Annotated in this window: 21 protein-coding genes; 15 read left to right on the top strand and 6 right to left on the bottom strand. The window is 68.2% G+C overall.

The annotated features are described in order from the left end of the window. Positions 1–131 precede the first annotated feature (131 nt). From ACV22W_RS18745 to pyrF, 10 genes are all read left to right on the top strand, one after another. Entirely contained in the window at positions 132–1,031 is a 900-nt protein-coding gene (locus tag ACV22W_RS18745; protein ID WP_059465354.1) for an IclR family transcriptional regulator, read from the top strand. Further along, positions 1,028–2,053 (top strand): 2-dehydro-3-deoxygalactonokinase, encoded by a 1,026-nt coding sequence (locus ACV22W_RS18740; protein WP_448020953.1) that lies wholly within the window; start codon positions 1,028–1,030, stop codon positions 2,051–2,053. The genes ACV22W_RS18745 and ACV22W_RS18740 overlap by 4 nt, the downstream gene beginning before the upstream one ends. A gap of 22 nt (positions 2,054–2,075) precedes the next feature. After that, positions 2,076–2,753 carry a 2-dehydro-3-deoxy-6-phosphogalactonate aldolase gene (locus ACV22W_RS18735; protein WP_448020951.1) on the top strand — a complete coding sequence of 226 codons (678 nt, stop codon included), beginning with the start codon at positions 2,076–2,078 and terminating at the stop codon, positions 2,751–2,753. Further along, positions 2,753–3,532 carry an SDR family oxidoreductase gene (locus ACV22W_RS18730; protein ID WP_448021023.1) on the top strand — a complete coding sequence of 260 codons (780 nt, stop codon included), beginning with the start codon at positions 2,753–2,755 and terminating at the stop codon, positions 3,530–3,532. The genes ACV22W_RS18735 and ACV22W_RS18730 overlap by 1 nt, the downstream gene beginning before the upstream one ends. A 102-nt stretch (positions 3,533–3,634) precedes the next feature. Then, positions 3,635–4,630: an arabinose ABC transporter substrate-binding protein gene (locus ACV22W_RS18725; RefSeq protein ID WP_059465357.1), complete on the top strand. Its 996-nt coding sequence runs from the start codon at positions 3,635–3,637 to the stop codon at positions 4,628–4,630. 67 nt (positions 4,631–4,697) lie between these two features. Further along, positions 4,698–6,218, top strand: a complete 1,521-nt coding sequence (gene araG, locus ACV22W_RS18720) for an L-arabinose ABC transporter ATP-binding protein AraG (RefSeq protein ID WP_059535249.1) — start codon at positions 4,698–4,700, stop codon at positions 6,216–6,218. A gap of 80 nt (positions 6,219–6,298) precedes the next feature. Beyond that, a complete protein-coding gene (araH, locus tag ACV22W_RS18715; protein ID WP_059465359.1) occupies positions 6,299–7,315 on the top strand; it encodes an L-arabinose ABC transporter permease AraH in 1,017 nt (338 codons plus the stop codon). Between the two features lie 23 nt (positions 7,316–7,338). Beyond that, positions 7,339–8,154, top strand: coding sequence for an SDR family NAD(P)-dependent oxidoreductase (locus ACV22W_RS18710; protein WP_448020949.1), 816 nt, complete (start codon positions 7,339–7,341; stop codon positions 8,152–8,154). Between the two features lie 74 nt (positions 8,155–8,228). Continuing rightward, on the top strand, positions 8,229–9,293 hold the full coding sequence (locus ACV22W_RS18705) for an aldose 1-epimerase (RefSeq protein ID WP_448020948.1): 1,065 nt from the start codon (positions 8,229–8,231) through the stop codon (positions 9,291–9,293). Positions 9,294–9,332: 39 nt separating this feature from the next. Next, a complete protein-coding gene (gene pyrF, locus ACV22W_RS18700; RefSeq protein WP_448020947.1) occupies positions 9,333–10,160 on the top strand; it encodes an orotidine-5'-phosphate decarboxylase in 828 nt (275 codons plus the stop codon). Between the two features lie 186 nt (positions 10,161–10,346). Here the strand turns inward: pyrF and ACV22W_RS18695 are convergent, their stop codons facing one another. From ACV22W_RS18695 to thiL, 3 genes are read right to left on the bottom strand one after another with little or no spacing between them, the layout of a single operon-like run. Beyond that, a complete protein-coding gene (locus ACV22W_RS18695) occupies positions 10,347–10,847 on the bottom strand; it encodes a CinA family protein (protein ID WP_448020946.1) in 501 nt (166 codons plus the stop codon). Between the two features lie 31 nt (positions 10,848–10,878). Beyond that, entirely contained in the window at positions 10,879–11,421 is a 543-nt protein-coding gene (locus tag ACV22W_RS18690; RefSeq protein WP_448020944.1) for a phosphatidylglycerophosphatase A family protein, read from the bottom strand. Beyond that, positions 11,411–12,445 carry a thiamine-phosphate kinase gene (gene thiL, locus ACV22W_RS18685; protein ID WP_448020943.1) on the bottom strand — a complete coding sequence of 345 codons (1,035 nt, stop codon included), beginning with the start codon at positions 12,443–12,445 and terminating at the stop codon, positions 11,411–11,413. Before thiL ends, ACV22W_RS18690 begins: the two co-directional genes overlap by 11 nt. Positions 12,446–12,545: 100 nt before the next feature. On the opposite strand from thiL, the gene ACV22W_RS18680 reads away from it, so the two are divergent. From ACV22W_RS18680 to ACV22W_RS18670, 3 genes are all read left to right on the top strand, one after another. Beyond that, positions 12,546–14,888: an NADP-dependent malic enzyme gene (locus ACV22W_RS18680; RefSeq protein ID WP_448020941.1), complete on the top strand. Its 2,343-nt coding sequence runs from the start codon at positions 12,546–12,548 to the stop codon at positions 14,886–14,888. Positions 14,889–15,268: 380 nt separating this feature from the next. Continuing rightward, the gene (locus ACV22W_RS18675) at positions 15,269–15,700 is read left to right on the top strand and encodes a ribonuclease (protein WP_014898117.1); all 432 of its coding nucleotides are present in this window, start codon (positions 15,269–15,271) and stop codon (positions 15,698–15,700) included. A 16-nt stretch (positions 15,701–15,716) separates the two neighbouring features. Further along, on the top strand, positions 15,717–16,280 hold the full coding sequence (locus tag ACV22W_RS18670; RefSeq protein WP_059820729.1) for a barstar family protein: 564 nt from the start codon (positions 15,717–15,719) through the stop codon (positions 16,278–16,280). Between the two features lie 139 nt (positions 16,281–16,419). Here ACV22W_RS18670 and ACV22W_RS18665 read toward each other — a convergent pair whose 3' ends face one another. The 3 genes from ACV22W_RS18665 to speE form a co-directional block, all read right to left on the bottom strand. Beyond that, positions 16,420–17,187 carry a 16S rRNA (uracil(1498)-N(3))-methyltransferase gene (locus tag ACV22W_RS18665; RefSeq protein ID WP_448020938.1) on the bottom strand — a complete coding sequence of 256 codons (768 nt, stop codon included), beginning with the start codon at positions 17,185–17,187 and terminating at the stop codon, positions 16,420–16,422. A gap of 17 nt (positions 17,188–17,204) precedes the next feature. Then, entirely contained in the window at positions 17,205–17,621 is a 417-nt protein-coding gene (locus ACV22W_RS18660) for a VOC family protein (protein WP_059535265.1), read from the bottom strand. 207 nt (positions 17,622–17,828) lie between these two features. Beyond that, on the bottom strand, positions 17,829–18,686 hold the full coding sequence (speE, locus tag ACV22W_RS18655) for a polyamine aminopropyltransferase (protein ID WP_448020937.1): 858 nt from the start codon (positions 18,684–18,686) through the stop codon (positions 17,829–17,831). Between the two features lie 216 nt (positions 18,687–18,902). Here speE and tkt point away from each other — a divergent pair, with 216 nt between their 5' ends. Both tkt and gap read left to right on the top strand, forming a co-directional pair. Beyond that, entirely contained in the window at positions 18,903–20,975 is a 2,073-nt protein-coding gene (tkt, locus tag ACV22W_RS18650) for a transketolase (protein WP_448020935.1), read from the top strand. 87 nt (positions 20,976–21,062) lie between these two features. Beyond that, the gene (gene gap / locus ACV22W_RS18645) at positions 21,063–22,073 is read left to right on the top strand and encodes a type I glyceraldehyde-3-phosphate dehydrogenase (RefSeq protein WP_006485712.1); all 1,011 of its coding nucleotides are present in this window, start codon (positions 21,063–21,065) and stop codon (positions 22,071–22,073) included. Positions 22,074–22,137: the final 64 nt, after the last annotated feature.

Below are 22,137 nucleotides of genomic sequence, written 5' to 3'. Positions count from 1 at the left end.
CACGGAGACACATTCCATGAAGTTCGCCGGGCGCTTTCCTCGGTGCATCGACCGCCGCGTTGCCGCGACGCCCGACCTCGTTCCGGCGTCGCGACAGCGGCTTCACCGATTCCGCTGAAGAAGCACGTTCCATGACCAAGATGCCCGATTCCCTTGCTCTCGACGCCCGGCGCGCGACGCCGGACGATGCGCCGCTCACCGACACCATCGGCGCGACCAGTACGCCGCTCGACCTCGCCGCGCAGCAGGCCGGCACGCAGACGCTGTTGCGCGGTCTCGCGATCCTCGAAGCGATCGCGAACGGCGCGCGCGACATGCGTGCGATCGGCGCCGCGCTCGGCACGACGCGCAGCACGACGCACCGCCTCGTCAGCAGCCTCGTGCAGGCGCGCTACCTGCGCCAGGTGCAGGGCGGCTACCTGCTCGGCCCGAAGCTGATCGAGCTCGGCACGATCGCGCTCGAGCAGATGCCGCTCACGGCGGTCGCGCGGCCGCACCTCGAGGCGCTCGCCGAAGCGACGCTCGACACGATCCACCTCGGCGTGCGCGACGGCGACGACGTGCTGTACATCGACAAGATCCCCGGCACGCGCGGCCTCGAGATGCGCTCGCGTGTCGGCCACCGGATGCCGCTCGCGTCGACCGGCATCGGCAAGGCGATGATGCTCGACCTCGATCCGGACCTGTGGCGCTCGCTGTTCGAAGCCGCGCGGCGCGCGCTGGCCGGCGTCAACTTCAAGCCGGACAACCGGCCCGAGACGAGCGCGTTCCTGCAGCGCATGGCGCATTACGCGGCCGGCGGCTACACGTTCGACCTCGAGGAAAACGAGGCGTCGATCCGCTGCGTGGCCGCGCCGATCCGTGACGCGTCGGGCGCGATCGTCGCGGCCGTATCGGTCGCGAGCACGATTCCGTACATGCCGCACGACCGGATGGACGAACTGATTCCGCTCGTGCAGCGCGAAGCGCGAGCCATTTCCGCGGAACTGGGCTGGAGCCCGCCGCAGGGTACCCGCAGGATCAAACGATGACCAATTCGACCCGGACCGCTCCGGACGCCGCCTGCGCCGCACCGTCGCTGATCGCGCTCGACTGGGGCACGACGTCGCTGCGCGCGTATCTGTTCGACGCGCACGGTGCGCTGCTCGACACGCGCAGCCGCGCCGCGGGCGTGATGCACGTGCCTGCCGGCGGCGCGCGTGCCTTCGACGTCGTGTTCGAGGAAGCGTGCGGCGACTGGCTCGACCGCGCGCCGGGCGTGCCGGTGCTGGCAGCGGGGATGGTCGGCAGCGCGCAGGGCTGGCGCGAGGCGCCGTACGTCCAGGTGCCCGCCGGCGCCGACGCGCTCGTCGCGGGGCTCGTCACGGTGACGACGTCGCGCGGCACGACGGTGTCGATCGTGCCGGGCGTGATCGTGACGGGAGAATTGCCCGACGTGATGCGCGGCGAAGAAACGCAAATATTCGGTGCACTCGCGAACGATCCCATGCTTGATGCAGATCGTTCAGGCGTACTGATCGGCTTGCCGGGCACGCATGCGAAATGGGCATGGGTGAAGGACGGGCTCATCGAGCGCTTCCAGACCTTCATGACCGGCGAGTTGTTCGCGGCGCTGCGCGATCACACGATCCTCGGCCGCACGATGCGCGCGAGCGTGTCGCCCGACCGCGCGGCATTCGCGCGCGGTGTCGCGGTGGCCCGCGGCGCGCAGCGCGCGGGGCTGCTCGCGACGATCTTCAGCACGCGCACGCTCGGCCTGACCGACCGGCTCGCGCCCGATGCGCAGGGCGATTACCTGTCCGGCCTGCTGATCGGCCATGAGCTGAACGCGCTCGACGCGATGCTCGCGGAACGCGGCGTCGCACTTGCGAACCAGCCTCTGCTGCTGATCGGCGACGACGGTTTGTGCGCGCGCTACGTCGACGCGTTGAGCGTATTCGGCTGCACGCATGCGCGTGTCGTCGGACAGGCGACCGAGCGCGGCTTGTGGTGGATCGCGTCGCGCGCCGGGCTCGTGCGCGCGGACGGCGAGCCCGTCTGCGTCGACCAGTGAATCGATTGAAGAGGAACCGCCGATGTCGTCCGACCTTACGCTGCCCGCCCCGTACACGCCGCACGCCGCGCTGATGCGCGCGTTCGACGCGTGCCCGCTGATCGCGATCATGCGCGGCATCACGTCCGCCGAAGCGGCCGACCACGGCCTTGCGCTGCACGAAGCGGGCTTCCGGATCGTCGAGGTGCCGCTCAATTCGCCCGATCCGTTCGGCAGCATCGCCGCGCTGCGCCGCGCGCTGCCCGACGACATGATCGTCGGCGCCGGCACCGTGCTGCGCGCCGAGCATGTCGACCGCGTGCAGGACGCGGGCGGCACGCTGATCGTGATGCCGCACAGCGACGCGGCCGTGATCCGCCGTGCGCGCGAGCGCGGGCTCGCGAGCGCGCCGGGCGTCGCGACGCCGACCGAGGCGTTCGCCGCGCTCGCGAACGGTGCCGACGTGCTGAAGATGTTCCCGGCCGAGCAGCTCGGCGTGCCCGTCGTGAAGGCATGGCGCGCGGTGATCGACCGCGCGGTGCCGCTGATTCCGGTCGGCGGGATTTCGCCGGACAACATGCAGCCGTTCCTCGCGGCCGGCGCCAACGGCTTCGGGCTCGGTTCGGCGCTGTACCGGCCCGGCCAGTCGGCGGACGCGACCGCGGCGAACGCGCGCGCGTTCCAGGCCGGCCTGCGCGCGGCGCGCGGCGGAGCCGCATGATGGGACGTCTCGCGGGCAAGGTCGCGATGGTGACGGGCGCGGGCCGCGGGATCGGCGCCGCGATCGCGCAGGCGTTCGCGCGCGAGGGCGCGGCCGTCGCGCTCGTCGACCTCGACTTCCCGCAAGCGCAGCGCACGGCCGCGGCGATCGCCGATGACATCGACGGCGCGCGCGTGCTGCCGCTGCATGCGGACGTCACGCGGCAGGATTCGGTGCGCGACGCACTCGCGCAGACCGAGGCCGCATTCGGCCCGCTCGACGTGCTGGTGAACAACGCCGGCATCAATGTTTTCGCCGATCCGCTGACGATGACGGATGACGACTGGCGCCGCTGCTTCGCGGTCGACCTGGACGGCGTGTGGCACGGCTGCCGCGCGGCGCTGCCGGGGATGGTCGAACGCGGTCGCGGCAGCATCGTGAACATCGCGTCGACGCATGCGTTCCGGATCATCCCGGGCTGCTTTCCGTACCCGGTCGCGAAACACGGCGTGCTGGGCCTCACGCGCGCACTCGGCATCGAATACGCGGCGCGCAACGTGCGCGTGAACGCGATCGCGCCCGGCTACATCGAGACGCAGCTCACGCGCGACTGGTGGGACGCGCAGGCCGACCCGGCCGCGGCGCGCGCCGAGACGCTCGCGCTGCAGCCGATGAAGCGGATCGGCAAACCGGAGGAAGTCGCGATGACGGCCGTGTTCCTCGCGTCCGACGAGGCGCCGTTCATCAATGCCGCGTGCATCACCGTCGACGGCGGGCGTGCGGCGCTGTACCACGACTGACGCAACGATTCGACAGACCGCACGTGCGACGGCCGCGCGCACGCTGCGTCGAAACCAACAAGCGGCTGCATTCCGTTCGATGAAGACAAGGAGACACTGGAGATGAAACGCAGAACCTTCGTAACGCTGGCCGCCGCGGCGGCAGTGGTGATCGGAAGCCCGGTCGCGCATGCGGCCGACCCGGTCAAGATCGGCTTCCTGGTGAAGCAGCCGGAAGAGCCGTGGTTCCAGGACGAATGGAAGTTCGCCGAGATCGCGGCGAAGAACAAGGGCTTCACGCTCGTGAAGATCGGCGCGCCGTCGGGCGAGAAGGTGATGAGCGCGATCGACAACCTGTCCGCGCAGAAGGCGCAGGGCTTCATCATCTGCACGCCCGACGTGAAGCTCGGGCCGGGCATCGTCGCGAAGGCGAAGTCGCACAACCTGAAGATGATGACGGTCGACGACCGCCTCGTCGACGGCGCGGGCAAGCCGATCGAGGCGGTGCCGCACATGGGGATCTCGGCGTACAACATCGGCAAGCAGGTCGGCGACGGCATCGCGGCCGAGATCAAGAAGCGCGGCTGGGACATGAAGGACGTCGGCGCGATCGACATCACCTACGAGCAGCTGCCGACCGCGCACGACCGCACGAGCGGCGCGACCGACGCGCTGGTGGCGGCCGGCTTCCCGAAGGCGAACGTGATCGCGGCGCCGCAGGCGAAGACCGACACCGAGAACGCGTTCAACGCGGCGAACATCGCGCTCACCAAGAACCCGCAGTTCAAGCACTGGGTCGCCTACGGCCTGAACGACGAGGCCGTGCTCGGCGCGGTGCGCGCGGCGGAGGGACGCGGCTTCAAGGCGGACAACATGATCGGCATCGGCATCGGCGGTTCCGATTCGGCGCTGAACGAGTTCAAGAAGCCGCAGCCGACGGGCTTCTACGGCACCGTGATCATCAGCCCGAAGCGCCACGGCGAGGAAACCTCGGACCTGATGTACGCGTGGATCACGCAGGGCAAGGCACCGCCGGCGCTGACGCTGACGACGGGCATGCTCGCGACGCGCGACAACGTGTCGAAGGTGCGCGAGGAGATGGGGCTCGCATCGAAGTAAGCGGCCCGCCGGCTGCCGCGGCGATGCGGCGGCCGGCGATCGATGGAACTGCAAGCAGGGAGACGACGTGTCAGCGGCACTGCGTTTTGACAATATCGGCAAGGTATTTCCCGGCGTGCGCGCACTCGACGGCATCTCGTTCGACGTGCACGCGGGCGAGGTGCATGGCCTGATGGGCGAGAACGGCGCGGGCAAGTCGACGCTGCTGAAGATTCTCGGCGGCGAATACCAGCCCGATGCGGGCAGCGTGCTGGTCGACGGCCAGCCCGTGCATTTTTCGAGTGCGGCCGCGTCGATCGCGGCCGGCATTGCGGTGATTCACCAGGAGCTGCAGTACGTGCCCGACCTGACGGTCGCGGAGAACCTGCTGCTCGGCCGCCTGCCGAATGCGCTCGGCTGGGTGAGGAAGGGCGAGGCGAAGCGCCATGTGCGCGAGCGGCTTGCCGCGATGGGCGTCGATCTCGATCCCGACGCGAAACTCGGGCGGCTGTCGATCGCGCAGCGGCAGATGGTCGAGATCTGCAAGGCGCTGATGCGCAACGCGCGCGTGATCGCGCTCGACGAACCGACGAGCTCGCTGTCGCATCGCGAGACCGAGGTGCTGTTCAAGCTCGTCGACGACCTGCGCGCGCAGGGCCGCGCGCTGATCTACATCTCGCACCGGATGGACGAGATCTACCGGCTGTGCGATGCGTGCACGATCTTTCGCGACGGGCGCAAGATCGCGTCGCACGAATCGCTCGCCGACGTGCCGCGCGAGCGGCTGGTCGCCGAGATGGTCGGGCGCGAGATCGCGGACATTTACCACTACGCGCCGCGTGCGCTCGGCGACGTGCGGTTTTCGGCCGAAGGCGTCGACGGCCCCGCGTTGCGCGAACCCGCGAGCTTCTCGGTGCGCGCGGGCGAGATCGTCGGCTTCTTCGGGCTGGTCGGCGCGGGGCGCAGCGAACTGATGCGGCTCGTGTACGGTGCGGACCGCCGGCGCGCGGGCGCGCTCACGCTCGACGGCAAGCGCATCGACGTGAAGCGCACCGGCGACGCAATTCGTCACGGCATCGTGCTGTGCCCGGAAGACCGCAAGGAGGAAGGGATCATCGCGATGGCGTCGGTCGCGGAGAACATCAACATCAGCTGCCGTCGCCATTCGTTGCGCGCGGGCCTGTTCATCGACCGCAAGACCGAAAGCGAAACGGCCGACCGTTTCATCCAGCGGCTGAAGATCAAGACGCCGAACCGGCGGCAGAAGATCCGCTTCCTGTCGGGCGGCAACCAGCAGAAGGCGATCCTGTCGCGCTGGCTCGCGGAGCCCGACCTGAAGGTCGTGATCCTCGACGAGCCGACGCGCGGCATCGACGTCGGCGCGAAGCACGAGATCTACGACGTGATCTACCGGCTCGCGGAGCGCGGCTGCGCGATCGTGATGGTGTCGTCGGAACTGCCGGAAGTGCTCGGCGTGTCCGACCGCATCGTCGTGATGCGCGAAGGCCGCATCGCGGGCGAGCTGCCGCGCGAGCAGGCGAACGAGCATGCGGTGCTGAGCCTCGCGCTGCCGCAGACGAGCGTCGTCGAGGCGGCTGACGCAGCGTGAGGTCGCCACGGGCGGCGCACGACATTCGAATCGATCAAGCGCGGCGCGGGCCGCGCGATGCAGGACCAGGAGACACCACCATGCAAGTCAGGGAAAACCTCGCCAGCGCAGCCGTGAAGCCGTCGGCCGACGCGCTGGTCCCCCAGCAGAGCGACCGCCAGAAGTGGTGGCAGCACCTCACCGAATACAGCCTGATCGCGATCTTCGCGGTGATGTTCGTGACGATGTCGCTGACGGTCGATCACTTCTTCTCGATCGACAACATGCTCGGCCTCGCGCTGTCGATCTCGCAGATCGGGATGGTCGCGTGCACGATGATGTTCTGTCTGGCCTCGCGCGACTTCGACCTGTCGATCGGCTCGACCGTCGCGTTCTCGGGCGTGCTGTGCGCGATGGTGCTGAATGCGACCGACAATACGTTCGTCGCGATCGTCGCGGCGGTCGCGGCCGGGGCAGCGATCGGCTTCGTGAACGGCGCGGTGATCGCGTACCTGCGCATCAACGCGCTGATCACGACGCTCGCGACGATGGAAATCGTGCGCGGGCTCGGCTTCATCGTGTCGAAGGGGCAGGCGGTCGGCGTGTCGTCGGATACGTTCATCGCGCTCGGCGGGCTGTCGCTTTTCGGCGTCTCGCTGCCGATCTGGGTCACGCTCATGTGCTTCATCGTGTTCGGCGTGCTGCTGAACCAGACCGTGTACGGCCGCAACACGCTCGCGATCGGCGGCAATCCCGAGGCGTCGCGCCTCGCGGGGATCAACGTCGAACGCACGCGCGTGTACATCTTCCTGATCCAGGGCGCGGTGACGGCGCTCGCCGGCGTGATCCTCGCATCGCGCATCACGTCGGGCCAGCCGAACGCGGCGCAGGGCTTCGAGCTGAACGTGATCTCCGCGTGCGTGCTCGGCGGCGTGTCGCTGATGGGCGGCCGCGCGACGATCTCGGGCGTCGTGATCGGCGTGCTGATCATGGGCACCGTCGAGAACGTGATGAACCTGCTGAACATCGACGCGTTCTACCAGTACCTGGTGCGCGGCGCGATCCTGCTCGCGGCCGTGCTGCTCGACCAGTTGAAGAACCGCGGCGTACGCGACTGACCGATTCCACGGAGACGATTCGCATGACCAACGAAACTTCCGCGCAGAACCCGCGCGCCACGAGCGACGCGCGCTATGCGCGCTACCCGAGCCTGGAGGATCGCGCGGTGCTGATCACGGGCGGCGCGACCGGAATCGGCGCGGCGTTCGTCGAGCACTTCGCGCGGCAAGGCGCGCGCGTGGCGTTCGTCGATCTCGACGCGCACGCGGGCCAGGCGCTCGCGGAAAACCTCGCGCAGGCGCCGGACGTGCACCACGCGCCGCTGTTCCTCCCGTGCGACCTGACCGACATCGACGCGCTGCGCCATGCGATCGACGCGATCCGCGCGCGCATCGGCGCGATCGCGGTGCTCGTGAACAACGCGGCGAACGACGCGCGCCACGCGATCGGCGATGTGACGCCCGAATCGTTCGACGCGGGCATCGCGGTGAACCTGCGCCACCAGTTCTTCGCCGCGCAGGCGGTGATCGACGACATGAAGCAGCGCGGTGGCGGCGCGATCATCAATCTCGGCTCGATCAGCTGGATGCTGAAGAACGGCGGCTACCCCGTCTACGTGATGGCGAAGGCGGCCGTGCAGGGCCTCACGCGCGGGCTCGCGCGCGATCTCGGCCCGTTCGGGATCCGCGTGAATTCGCTGGTGCCCGGCTGGGTGATGACCGACAAGCAGCGCAGGCTGTGGCTCGACGACGCGGGCCGCGCGGCGATCAAGGCCGGCCAGTGCATCGACGCCGAGCTGCTGCCGGACGATCTCGCGCGCATGGCGCTGTTTCTCGCGGCCGACGACAGCCGGATGATCACCGCGCAGGACGTGGTGGTCGACGGCGGCTGGGCCTGATTGCCGACGTTCGTGTTCGCGCGGCACCGCGCGACGACCCGTATCGCTTCATCGACGAAGGAAAGGAGCTCACCATGACCGCCACGTCCTCGCGCGCATCGTCGTCGTCCACGAGCCAGTCGCGCCGCGCGCGCCTGGCTGCCGCCGCGCAGCCGGTCAGCGCCGGCCCGCAGACCGCCGCGTTCGCGCAGGGCGTCGGCGCCGCGCATGCGGCGGCCGTCACGCTGTCGAATGCGTCACTGCGGCTCGACGTGCTGCCGCACCTGGGCGGCGGCATCGCGCGCTTCGACTGGCGCGGCGACCACGGCGCGCTGGTGCCGGTGTTCCGGCGGTGCGAGCACCCGGAAACGGCGACGGATCCGAACGCGCTCGCGTGTTATCCGCTGCTGCCGTACTCGAACCGGATCGGCAGCGGCCGCTTCGAATGCGACGGACGCAGCGTCGCGGTGCCGCGCAACCGCCGCGACGAGCCGCTGCCGATTCACGGCGACGGCTGGCTCGCCCCGTGGCAGGTGGACGACGCGACCGACACGACGCTGCAGCTGTCGCTCGATCGCGCGAGCGGCGCACCGTACGCGTTTCGCGCGATCCAGTCGTTCGCGCTCGACGACACGACGCTGTCGATCGCGCTGACGATCGAAAACGCAGGGCGTGCACGGCTGCCGTTCGGGCTCGGCCTGCATCCGTTCCTCGTGCGCGACGACGCGACCGAGCTGGCCGCGGCCGCAGGCGGCCTGTGGCTGTCGGGCACGGACTTCCTGCCGGTGCGGCACGTGCGCGTGCCGCCGGCCTGGCAGTTCGGCGTCGCGTATCCGTTGCCGGCGACGCTCGTCAATCATGCGTTCACCGGCTGGGGCGGCCACGCGACGGTGAGCTGGCCGCGCCGCGGGCTGTTGCTGACGATCGCGGCCGACGCCGATGCGTACGTGCTCTATACGCCGCCCGGCGAGCATTTCTTCTGCTTCGAGCCGGTCGATCATCCGATCAATGCGGTGAACCTGCCGGGCGGCGCGGCCGCGCACGGAATGACGCTGCTCGCGCCGGGCGAGCGGCTTACGCGGCGTTTCGCGTTCACCGTCGAGCGGTCCGATGCGCGCATCGACGCCGCCGCGCGCGAAGGACGCCGGCGACGCGGGTAAAATACGCGGTCTACCAACGGTTTGCCGCGAGTATCCGCCATGTCTTCCCCGCTTACTTTCATCGAATCGCTGCGCGCCGCGTGGCAGCGCACGAATTCGCTGCTGTGCGTCGGCCTCGATCCCGAGCCGTCGCGCTTTCCCGTGCAGTTCGACGGCCAGCCCGACGCGATCTTCGAATTCTGCCGGCAGATCGTCGATGCGACCGCGCAGTATGCGAGCGCGTTCAAGCCGCAGATCGCGTACTTCGCCGCGCATCGCGCGGAAGATCAGCTCGAGCGCCTGATCGCGCACATCCACCTCCAGCATCCGGGCCTGCCCGTGATCCTCGACGCGAAGCGCGGCGACATCGGCAGCACGGCCGAGCAGTACGCGCGCGAGGCGTTCGAGCGCTATCGCGCGGACGCGGTCACCGTGAACCCGTACATGGGCTACGACTCGGTGGAGCCGTACTTCGAGCATGAAGGCAAGGGCGTGATCGTGCTGTGCCGCACGTCCAACCCGGGCGGGTCGGATCTGCAGTTCCTCGACACCAACGGCCGGCCGCTGTACCAGGTCGTGGCCGACCTCGCGGCGAGCAAGTGGAATGCGAAGAACGGCCAGCTCGGCCTGGTGGTCGGCGCGACGTTCCCGAAGGAAATCGAGATCGTGCGCGGGATCGTCGGCGACATGCCGCTCCTGATCCCCGGCATCGGCGCGCAGGGCGGCGACGTGCAGGCGACCGTCAACGCGGGTCGCACCGCCGACGGCACCGGGATGATGATCAATTCGTCGCGCGCGATCCTGTACGCGAGCAAGGGCGAGGATTTCGCCGAAGCCGCCGCGCTCGCCGCGCAGAAAACGCGCGATACGATCAACGCGTATCGCTGAAATATCGCCGAAACACGGGCCGCCTGCACGGGCGGCCTTTCACCGCCAAGCCCGCATCCGCGGGCCGCGCGGCAGAACGCGCCCGGCCTGCCGGTCACGGCGGACTAGAACGGGAGCGTCGCGAAGCCCGACGCGATCCGGCAGGCGGGCACGGGCGGAGGACGCCCCTGCCGCTGCGCCGGCGAATCAGCGTTCGCGTTCATCGAGCAGCTTCAGCAGTCCGCGCAGCGCATGCGTGGCCGCCTGCGTGCGGATCTGCTCGCGGTCGCCCTTGAATACGAGGGTCTCGACGTCGGTATGCAGCCGGTTGCTCCACGCGAACGACACGGTGCCGACCGGCTTCTTCTCGCTGCCGCCCGCCGGGCCGGCGATGCCGGTTACGGACAGCGCGACCTGCGCGCGGCTGTTGCGCAGCGCGCCTTCGGCCATCGCGCGCGCGACCGGCTCGCTGACGGCGCCGTATTTCTCGATCAGGTCGGGCGGCACGCCGATCATGTCGATCTTCGCCTGGTTCGAGTAGGTGACGAAGCCGCGCTCGAACCACTGGCTGCTGCCGGAGATGTCGGTGATCGCGGCGGCGATCAGGCCGCCCGTGCAGGATTCGGCGGTGGCGAGCGTCAGGTGCTCGTCACGCAGTTTGTTGCCTGCGCGGATCGCAAGCTGATGGACGACGGAATCGGTTGGCATGCGCGTCGGGAGACGGGAATCGGGAAATCGGTCAGCCGACGACGGAGCGCCAGAACGCGATCACGAGCAGCGTCATGAACGCGGCGATCAGGTCGTCGACCATGATGCCGAGCCCGCCTTTCACGCGACGGTCGAAATAGCGGATCGGCGGCGGCTTGAGCATGTCGAAGAAGCGGAACACGACGAACGCCCACAACTGGCCGATGAAGGTCGCGGGCGTGACGAACAGCATCACGAGCCAGATCGCGACGATTTCGTCCCAGACGACGGCGCCCGGATCGGACGTGCCCATCTTGCGCGCGGTGAATCCGGTGATCCACGTGCCCGCCGCGAAACCGACCGCGATCAGCGCCCACCATTCGGGCACCGTCAGGTAGCGGTTGAGCACCACGAACGTGAGCCAGCCGAACAGCGAGCCGAACGTGCCGGGCATGAACGGCGCGAGCCCGCTGCCGAAGCCGAGCGACACGATGTGCGCCGGATGCGACACCATGAAGCGCGCGGTGGCGCGCTGCGGCACGTGTCGGGCGGCGCCGGGCGCGGCCGCGGATTGCGCGGGCGGGTCAGTCTGCATGGAAGTGGTCGAAACCGTGCAACGTGAGAGTCAGGGGGGCGCCGGCGGCGTCGCGCCACGCGATCGCGGGCTGCTCCGACGGCGAGGACAACGCGTGTATTGTACCGACTCGCGTCACCCGAACGCCGGCGCTCGCGCCTGCTGCCTCGATCGCCGCGCGGGCCGCGGCCGGCGCGGTGAAGCACAGTTCGTAGTCGTCGCCGCCGGCGAGCATGCAGCGCCGCTGCACATCCGGCGGCAGCGTCGCGAGCGCGGCCGAGCGTGGCACCGCGTCCGCGTCGATCTCGGCGCGCACGTTCGAGCGGGTCAGGATGTGCTGCAAGTCGCCGGCAAGGCCGTCCGAGATGTCCAGTGCCGCATGCGCGACGCCGGCGAGCGCAAGCCCGAGCGCGATGCGCGGCTCGGGACGCTCGAGCGCCTGCCGGAACGCGGCGGCTTCGTCCGCGCCGGCGGTCCATTCGCCGCGCGCGATCCCGAGCCCCGCGCGGGCGTCGCCGAGCGTGCCGGACACCCAGACGTCGTCGCCGTCGCGCGCGGCGTCGCGCCGCAGCGCCGCGTCCGGCGAGACTTCGCCGAACACGGTCACGCACAGGTTCAGCGGACCGCTCGTCGTGTCGCCCCCGATCAGTTCGCAGCCGAACCGCTCGGCGAGGGCGAACAGCCCGTTGCTGAACGCCTCGAGCCACGCCGCGTCCGCGCGCGGCAGGGCGCACGCGAGCGTGAACGCGCGCGGCTCGGCGCCCATCGCCGCGAGATCCGACAGGTTGACCGCGAGCGTCTTGTGGCCGAGCGCGTCGGGCGCGACATCGGGGAAGAAATGGCGGCCTTCGACCAGCATGTCCGTCGAAATGGCCAGCAATTTTCCGGATCGAGGCGCGATCAGCGCGCAATCGTCGCCGATGCCAAGCGTCGATGCACGCGCCCCCCGGGCCGCGCGGCGCGCGAAGAAGCGATCGATCAGCGAAAACTCGGACAGGGCGGCTGGCACGGCGGACGAACCTGGAAGCGGTGAAGGGAACGGCATTGTACGCAGCGAACGGCGCCGTTCCTGCACCGTTCAGTACATTTTTGTCGCGGCTGTTGCACCCGAATCGCCGGTCTGGCGGCCTTCGATTGGCGCTACAATGCCGTCGAACAGTTATTCTAATCCGCACGTCAAGAGACACATGTCGACCCAAGCCTCCTCCAAAGCCAAGCTCCGCGAAGCCGCTCTCGACTATCACGAATTCCCGACGCCGGGGAAAATCGCGATCGCCCCGACCAAGCAGATGATCAACCAGCGCGACCTCGCGCTCGCGTATTCGCCGGGCGTCGCGTATGCGTGCGAGGAGATCGTCGAGAACCCGCTGAACGCCGCGCGCTTCACGGCGCGCAGCAACCTGGTCGGCGTCGTCACGAACGGCACGGCGGTGCTCGGGCTCGGCAACATCGGCCCGCTCGCGTCGAAGCCGGTGATGGAAGGCAAGGCCGTACTGTTCAAGAAGTTTGCCGGCATCGACGTGTTCGACATCGAGCTGAACGAGTCGGACCCGCACAAGCTGGTCGACGTGATCGCCGCGCTGGAGCCGACCTTCGGCGGGATCAACCTGGAAGACATCAAGGCGCCGGACTGCTTCATCGTCGAGCGCGAAGCGCGCAAGCGGATGAAGATTCCGGTGTTCCACGACGACCAGCACGGCACCGCGATCGTCGTGGCCGCGGCCGTCACGAACGGCCTGAAGGTCGTCGGCAAGGACATCAAGAAGGTGAAGCTCGTCGCGTCCGGCGCGGGGGCGGCCGCGCTCGCGTGCCTGGACCTGCTGGTCGACATCGGCCTGCCGCTCGAGAACATCACGGTGACCGATCTGGCCGGCGTGGTCTACAAGGGCCGCACCGAGCTGATGGATCCGGACAAGGAGCGTTTCGCCCGCGAAACCGAAGCCCGCACGCTGGCCGAGGTGATCGACGGCGCGGACATTTTCCTCGGCCTGTCGGCCGCCGGCGTGCTGAAGCCGGAGATGGTGAAGGGCATGGCCGAGCGCCCGCTGATCCTCGCGCTCGCGAACCCGACGCCGGAAATCCTGCCGGAAGCGGCGCTCGAAGTGCGCCCCGACGCGATTCTCGCGACCGGCCGCACCGACTATCCGAACCAGGTCAACAACGTCCTGTGCTTCCCGTTCATCTTCCGCGGCGCGCTCGACGTCGGCGCGACGACGATCACGCGTGAAATGGAGATCGCGGCCGTCAACGCGATCGCTGAACTCGCGCAGCAGGAGCAAAGCGACATCGTCGCGACCGCATACGGGATCCAGGACCTGTCGTTCGGGCCCGAATACCTGATTCCGAAGCCGTTCGATCCGCGCCTGATCGTCAAGATCGCGCCGGCCGTCGCGCAGGCCGCGATGGACGGCGGCGTCGCGACGCGCCCGATCGAGGACATGGAGGCGTACCGCGTTCACCTCCAGCAGTTCGTGTACCACAGCGGCACGACGATGAAGCCGATCTTCCAGCTCGCGCGCAGCGCGCCGGCGGAGAAGAAGCGCGTCGTGTTCGCGGAGGGCGAGGAAGAGCGCGTGCTGCGCGCCGTGCAGATCATCGTCGACGAGAAGCTCGCCAAGCCGATCCTGATCGGCCGTCCGTCGGTGATCGAGCACCGTATCCAGCGCTACGGCCTGCGCCTCACGCCGGGCGCCGATTTCACGGTCGTCAACACGGAGCACGACGAGCGCTACCGTGACTTCTGGCAGACGTACCACAAGATGATGGCGCGCAAGGGCATCAGCGAGCAGCTGGCCCGTGTGGAGATGCGCCGCCGCACGACGCTGATCGGCTCGATGCTGGTGAAGAAGGGCGAAGCGGACGGGATGATCTGCGGCACGATCAGCACCACGCACCGCCACCTGCACTTCATCGACCAGGTGATCGGCAAGCGCCCGGGCTGCAGCGTGTACGCTGCGATGAACGGCCTCGTGCTGCCGGGCCGCCAGATCTTCCTGGTCGACACGCATGTGAACGTCGATCCGACCCCGGAGCAACTTGCCGAGATCACGATCATGGCCGCGGAAGAAGTGCGCCGGTTCGGTATCGAGCCGAAGGTCGCGCTGCTGTCGCACTCGAATTTCGGCACGAGCAACGCGCCTTCGGCGCAGAAGATGCGCGATACGCTCGCGATCCTGCAGGAACGTGCGCCGGAGTTGAAGGTCGACGGCGAAATGCACGGTGACGTCGCGCTCGACGCGGCGCTGCGCAAGGAAATCCTGCCGGAATCGACGCTGGAAGGCGACGCGAACCTGCTGATCCTGCCGAACATCGATGCCGCGAACATCGCGTACAACCTGCTGAAGACGGCCGCCGGCAACAACATCGCGATCGGGCCGATCCTGCTCGGCGCGGCCCAGCCGGTGCACGTGCTGACCGAATCGGCAACCGTTCGCCGCATCGTCAACATGGCGGCGCTGCTGGTCGCCGACGTGAACGCCGCCCGCTGAGCCCGGAAAGAACCGCGCGGCAACGGTCGAACCGGTGCCGCGCGTCGGGCGAAATTGTAAACAAAAGCAAAAAGAGGCGTGCCCGCAATGGGCACGCCGTCGGGCAGGGCGCAAACGCGCTTCCCATAAGCAGCAGCAACATCTCTCCACTCCAGGTAGCGAGCGTGGCAAGGAGGCAAAGTCTTGCCATACGAGAGATGCCGCCAATATTCTATCTCATGTAAGATAAATGTAGTCTTATTTCGGTAAAAAATGCGCGATTCCGGGCGAGGCCAGCCTTTCGATTCCCAAACGAACATTGATTCGCGCGGACAATAGCGCTACGCTAACGCCTTTGGTTGGTCGTCAACTACTTGATTTAACAGCGGGAACCCTGGTTCATGGCACGCAAGTGGCTCCGCAACGGCGCGCTCGCGTCCGTCTTCGCGATGTTCGCGATGGGTATCGTCGGTACACCGACGGGCAGTCTGGTTTCCGCCGCTTACGCACGGCAGGCCGCATCGGCCGACTTGGCCGTCGGCGGGGTCGATACGATCCCGACCGCCCGTCTGCCGCGCGAGGCCGTGACCACGCTTGGGCTGATCGGCGCCGGTGGCCCCTATCCGTACGAGAAAGACGGCGTCGTCTTCGGCAACCGCGAGCGGATTCTGCCGAAGGCGAAGCGCGGCTACTACCACGAGTACACGGTGCCGACGCCGCGCGCACGCAATCGCGGCGCACGCCGGATCGTCTGTGGCGGGCCATTGCGCCGGATCGACAACTGTTATTACACGGACGACCACTACAACAGTTTTAAACGTATTGTTGAATGACTTCGGGATGAACGGCATGAGCGACTCCATCTACGCGCACGATACGGCGGCGGCGGAACTGTTCGCGGCCGGCGACGGCAATCTGTTTCAGCGCGTGATGCAACTCCACGCGGCGGCACAGGCCGGCGGCGCGCCGGAGCAACAGGAAGCCGAGCCCGGGCTTTCATCGAACGAGGAGCCTATGAGCCTTTTCACGACCGTGCGACCCAATCTCGTGCAGTCGATCCGCGCGTTCCGCGTGCAGGATCTCGCCGACGAAGCCAACCGGCTCGGCCAGCATTTCCTGTACGCGTATTGCGGCGCCGCGCAGTCGAAGCAGGAAGTGATGGAGACGATCGCGACGTCGTTCCTGTTTCCGAAACATTTCGGGAAGAACTACGATGCGCTGTACGACTGCCTGACCGACCTGGTCGCGAAGGCCGGCGCGCAGCCCGGTTTCGTGATCGTCCTCGAAGGGCTGCCGATTGCGCAGAAATTCGACAAGGAAGGGCGCGAGACGCTGCTCGACGTGTTCCGCGAAGCCGCCGAATTCTGGGCCGAGCGCAAGGTCGCGTTCCGCGTGTTCTATTCGTTCGCGTAAAGCGCGAACCCGTCGGCCGCCCGAACGCGGCCGATCCGGCAAAAGGCCCGCCACGCGCGGGCTTTTTTGCGTCCGTGCGCCACATTCACGCGGCGACCCCGGGAGCCGGCGCGCCGCGTGTCGCGACACTTCGGTTTCGTCACCAGCCACCCCAGCGCGCGGCCAGCGCCGCGAGCACGGCCGCGCCGGCCGTCTCGGTGCGCAGCACGCGCGGGCCGAGCGACAACGCGGTGAACCCGCGTGCGCGTGCCGCGTTTTCCTCGTCCGGCGACAGCCCGCCTTCGGGGCCGATCAGCAGCGTGACGGCCGCCGCGGGCGGCGCGTCGGGCAGCGAAGCGAACGGGATGCTCGCGCGCGGCGACAGCAGCAGCCGCAGCTCGCCGTCGGCCGGCACGGCCGGCAGCCCATCGAGCCAGGCGCCGAAGCCGCGTACCGGCGCGACGTCGGGCACGCGGTTGCGCCCGCATTGTTCGCACGACGCGCGCACGACGCCGCGCCAGTGCGCGATGCGTTTGTCCGCGCGCTCGCCGGACAGCTTCACGACGCCGCGCGCGGTCGACAGCGGCACGACCGCCGCGACGCCGAGCTCGACGGCCTTCTCGATCACCCAGTCCATCTTGTCGCCGCCGGCGATGCCTTGCGCGAGCGTCACGCGGTAGGGCGGTTCGGCCTCGGCCGGGTCGAACGCCTCGATCTGCGCGAGCGCGCTGCGCTTGTCGATCTCGACGAGCCGCGCGAGGTACTGGCCGCCGCTGCCGTCGAACAGCGCCAGCGCGTCGCCGGGCTGCAGCCGCAGCACTTGCGCGTGACGCGCGACGTCGGCGGGCAACGCGAGCGTCGCGTCGGTGCGCAGCGCCGCCTCGATGAAAAAGCGCGGCACGGCCGCGGTGGTGGTGGCTTCACTCATGCGTATCGCAGCTCCGTTCATGCGCTCAGACGGCGCGCGAGCGCCCAGCGGTAACCGTCGAGATCCTCGATCTGCGCGAAGCGGTCGCCCCAGAACTGGTCTTGCGGCGCGGTCAGCGATTTCGCGCCTGCGTCGAGCGCGCGCTGCCAGGTCGCGTCGACGTCGTCGACGTACAAATAGAACGATTGCGGGGCGGTTGCGCCCGCACTCTTCGGCGTGAGCGCGGTGGAGCCGAACGCGCCTTCTGGCGCGAACATCACGATCAGCTGCCCGCGGTAGGTCATCTCGACGTGCATGATCGCGCCGTCCTCGTCGAGGACGTCGCGCAACTCGAAGCCGAATGCGGCCTGGAAGAACTCGATGGCCGCATGCGCATTGCGCACGGCCAGGTAAGGCGTCAACCAAGGCACGTTGGCCGGACGTGGATCGGTCATGAAAATCTCCTGTCGAACGGTGTTGGCGCTTGAGCGGTCACTCCGGTCCCATGCTTGGCAGTCCAACGGATATTGGCGCGCGGGTGCCCGGTGTGGTCCCGCGGACATGCCGGCGGGCCGCGTGCATCGTTCCGGGCGCGGGCGTCGCGGGTCGAGCGCGGGAGAACGCGCGATCAACCCGCAGAACGATGCGTCTGCCCGGGACGCTCAGCGACGAACGCCCAGTGTATCGCGCAGCGCGCGCGGCAGGGCAAAGAGGGCCGCATGGAGTCGCGCATCGTAGTAGCGCAAGCCCTGCACGCGGCGCGCGGCGAGACGCTCGTCGATGTCGTGCGCGAACAGCGCGGCGGCATCGAGCGTGTCGCTCGCGATCGCCATCAGCCATTGGGATCCGTACAGCGGCACGTGCGCAGACAACGGATCGACGAACGCGAAGCTCGCGCGCAGGTCGGCGAGCAGCGCGGCGATGCGCGCCGCGTGGAACACCGGCGAGCCGAGATGCAGCGAGATCGCGCCGCACGGCGTGAGGATCCGCTTGAGTCGCGCGTAGAACTCGCGCGTATAGAGGCCGGCCGCCGGCGAATCGGGCGGCGTGAGGTCGAACACGACGAGATCGAAATGCTCGACGGTCGACGTGACGAAATGCGCGGCGTCGCCGATCACGACCTCGACGCGCGGGTCGTCGAGCGCGCCCTGGTGCACGTCGTCGAGATAGCGGCGCGCCATGCCGACCACTTCATCGTCGAGTTCGGCGACGACGATCCGCTCGATGCACGCGTGCTTGAGCAGCTGGCGCGCCGCGCCGCCGTCGCCGCCGCCGAGCACGAGCGCCTTGCGCGGGCACGGATGCGCGAGCGCGGCCGGGTGCGTCATGCACTCGTGGTACACGTATTCGTCGCCGACCGACGTCATCGGCCGTCCGTCCAGCGTGAACAGGCGGCCGAGCTGCGGGGTTTCCCAGACTTCGATGTGCTGGTGCGGCGACGCGACGTGCGCGAGCCGGCGTGCGTTCGGGAAGCCGTACGCGGCGTCGGGCGTGGGATGGAAGAGAAGGGTCGTGTTCACGGGCGGGCCGCTCGGGGCGGGCAGTTCCGACGCCTGAATTATAGGAGGCGTGCGGTTCCGCGGAAAAGCGTGCCGGAACACCGCGCGCCGACAAGGGAAATGTCAGCCCATCTGTTAAAATGTCGAGCTTTGCAGCCCCGTCCGTAGGCTCCGTCCGCTTCGCGTCCGTCAGGCGCCGCACCGCGCGCCGGGAACGATTGACGCTCGAGCTGCCGGATGCCGCCGTGCCCCCGTTTCCTCGACTCGTTCTCCGGACTCGACATGACGACTTCGTCTCCCGCCTCCACCACCCTGATGGCCAACGCGATCCGTGCGCTCGCGATGGACGCCGTCCAGCAAGCGAACTCCGGCCACCCCGGCATGCCGATGGGCATGGCCGAAATCGGCGTTGCGCTCTGGTCGCGCCACCTGAAGCACAACCCGACGAACCCGCACTGGGCAGACCGCGACCGCTTCGTGCTGTCGAATGGCCATGGCTCGATGCTGCTGTACTCGCTGCTGCACCTGACCGGCTACGACCTGCCGATGGAAGAGCTGAAGAACTTCCGCCAGCTGCACTCGAAGACGCCGGGCCACCCGGAATTCGGCATCACGCCGGGCGTCGAGACGACCACCGGCCCGCTCGGCCAGGGTCTGGCGAACGCGGTCGGCATGGCGCTCGGCGAAGCGTTGATGGCCGACGAGTTCAACCGCGACGGCGCGAAGATCGTCGATCACCACACGTACGTGTTCCTCGGGGACGGCTGCCTGATGGAAGGCATCTCGCACGAAGCCTGCTCGCTCGCGGGCACGCTGAAGCTGAACAAGCTGATCGCGCTGTACGACGACAACGGCATCTCGATCGACGGCGACGTCGTCAACTGGTTCCACGACGACACCCCGAAGCGCTTCGAAGCCTACGGCTGGAACGTGATCCCGAACGTGAACGGCCATGACGTCGACGCAGTCGACGCGGCGATCGCGAAGGCGAAGCTGTCGGACAAGCCGACGCTGATCTGCTGCAAGACGGTGATCGGCAAGGGCGCGGCGACCAAGGCCGGCGGCCACGACGTGCACGGCGCGGCGCTCGGCGCGGAAGAAATCGCGAAGACGCGCGCAGCGCTCGGCTGGAAGTGGGAACCGTTCGTGATCCCGCAGGAAGTCTATGCGGCATGGGACGCGAAGGAAGCCGGCAAGCGTGCCGAAACCGAATGGGACGCATCGTTCGCGCAATATCGCGCGAAGTTCCCGGCAGAAGCCGCTGAATTCGAGCGCCGGATGGCCAACAAGCTGCCGGCCGACTGGGCCGAGAAGGCCGCGGCGATCATCGCCGGCGCGAACGAGCGCGCCGAGACGGTCGCGACCCGCAAGGCATCGCAGCAGGCGATCGAAGGGCTGGCTGCCGCACTGCCGGAACTGCTCGGCGGCTCGGCCGACCTGACCGGGTCGAACCTGACCAACTGGAAGGCATCGAAGGCGGTCCGCGCGAATCCGGAAGGCGCGGGCGTGCTGCTCGGCAACCACATCAACTACGGCGTGCGCGAATTCGGCATGAGCGCCGCGATCAACGGCCTCGCGCTGCACGGCGGCCACAAGCCGTTCGGCGGCACCTTCCTGACGTTCTCCGACTACAGCCGCAACGCGCTGCGTGTCGCGTCGCTGATGAAGGTCCCGTCGATCTTCGTGTTCACGCACGATTCGATCGGCCTCGGCGAAGACGGCCCGACGCACCAGTCGATCGAGCACGTGTCGAGCCTGCGCCTGATCCCGAACCACGACGTATGGCGTCCGGCCGACACGGTCGAGACGGCCGTCGCATGGACCCACGCGGTTGCCGCAGACCGTCCGTCGAGCCTGATCTTCAGCCGCCAGAACCTCGCGTTCAACCCGCGCACCGACGCGCAGATCGCGAACATCGAGAAGGGCGGCTACGTGCTGAAGGACTGGGACGAAGAGATCGTCGCGCGCAAGATCATCCTGATCGCGACGGGCTCGGAAGTCGAACTCGCGATGAAGGCCGTCGAGCCGCTCGCGCAGCAGGGCATCGCGGCCCGCGTCGTGTCGATGCCGTCGACCAACGTGTTCGACCGCCAGGACGCCGAGTACCGCGAACGCGTGCTGCCGCACGGCGTGCGCCGCGTCGCGATCGAAGCGGGCGTGACCGCGTTCTGGCACAAGTACGTCGGCCTCGAAGGCGGCGTCGTCGGGATCGACACGTTCGGCGAATCGGCCCCGGCCGGTGTGCTGTTCAAGTACTTCGGCTTCACCGTCGAGCACGTCGTCGAGACCGCGAAGGCCGTGCTGGCCTAAAAGCATTCGCGACGCGCGCCACCCCCGGCGCGCGTCGCACCGTGAAGCTGCACGAAACGAATTTTTTCAGCCATCAGGAGATAGACCATGACGATTCGCGTCGCAATCAACGGCTACGGCCGTATCGGCCGCAATACGCTGCGCGCGTTTTATGAAAACGGCAAGAAGCACGATCTCGAGATCGTCGCGATCAACGACCTGGGCGATGCGAAGACCAACGCGCACCTGACCCAGTACGACACCGCGCACGGCAAGTTCCCGGGCGAAGTGTCGGTCGACGGCGACTACCTCGTCGTGAACGGCGACAAGATCCGCGTGCTGGCCAACCGCAACCCGGCGGAACTGCCGTGGGGCGAGCTGGGCGTCGACGTCGTGATGGAATGCACGGGCTTCTTCACGACGAAGGAAAAGGCGAGTGCGCACCTGAAGGGCGGCGCGAAGAAGGTGATCATCTCGGCGCCGGGCGGCAAGGACGTCGACGCAACGATCGTCTACGGCGTGAACCACGACGTGCTGAAGGCCGAGCACACCGTCATCTCGAACGCATCGTGCACGACGAACTGCCTCGCGCCGCTCGTCAAGCCGCTGAACGACAAGATCGGCCTCGAAACCGGCCTGATGACGACGATCCACGCGTACACGAACGACCAGGTGCTGACGGACGTCTACCACGAAGACCTGCGCCGCGCGCGTTCGGCCACCCACAGCCAGATCCCGACGAAGACGGGTGCTGCATCGGCCGTCGGCCTCGTGCTGCCGGAACTGAACGGCAAGCTCGACGGTTACGCGATCCGCGTCCCGACGATCAACGTGTCGATCGTCGACCTGTCGTTCATCGCGAAGCGCGACACGACGGTCGAGGAAGTCAACGCGATCATGAAGGAAGCATCGGAAGGCGCGCTGAAGGGCATCCTCGGCTACAACGACGCACCGCTGGTGTCGATCGACTTCAACCACAATCCTGCTTCGTCGACGTTCGACGCGACGCTGACCAAGGTGTCGGGCCGCCTCGTCAAGGTGTCGAGCTGGTACGACAACGAGTGGGGTTTCTCGAACCGCATGCTGGATACGGCAGTCGCATTCGCGAACGCGAAGTAATCCCGCACGTCAGGCGGCCGCCGCAAGGCGGTCTGCGTGGCGAACGAGCCCGGCCCGGTTTTTC

This window comes from Burkholderia sp. AW49-1 (assembly GCF_053427845.1).
The sequence above is the reverse complement of the archived record's forward strand: the minus strand, read 5'-3'. Positions and strand labels throughout refer to the sequence as shown.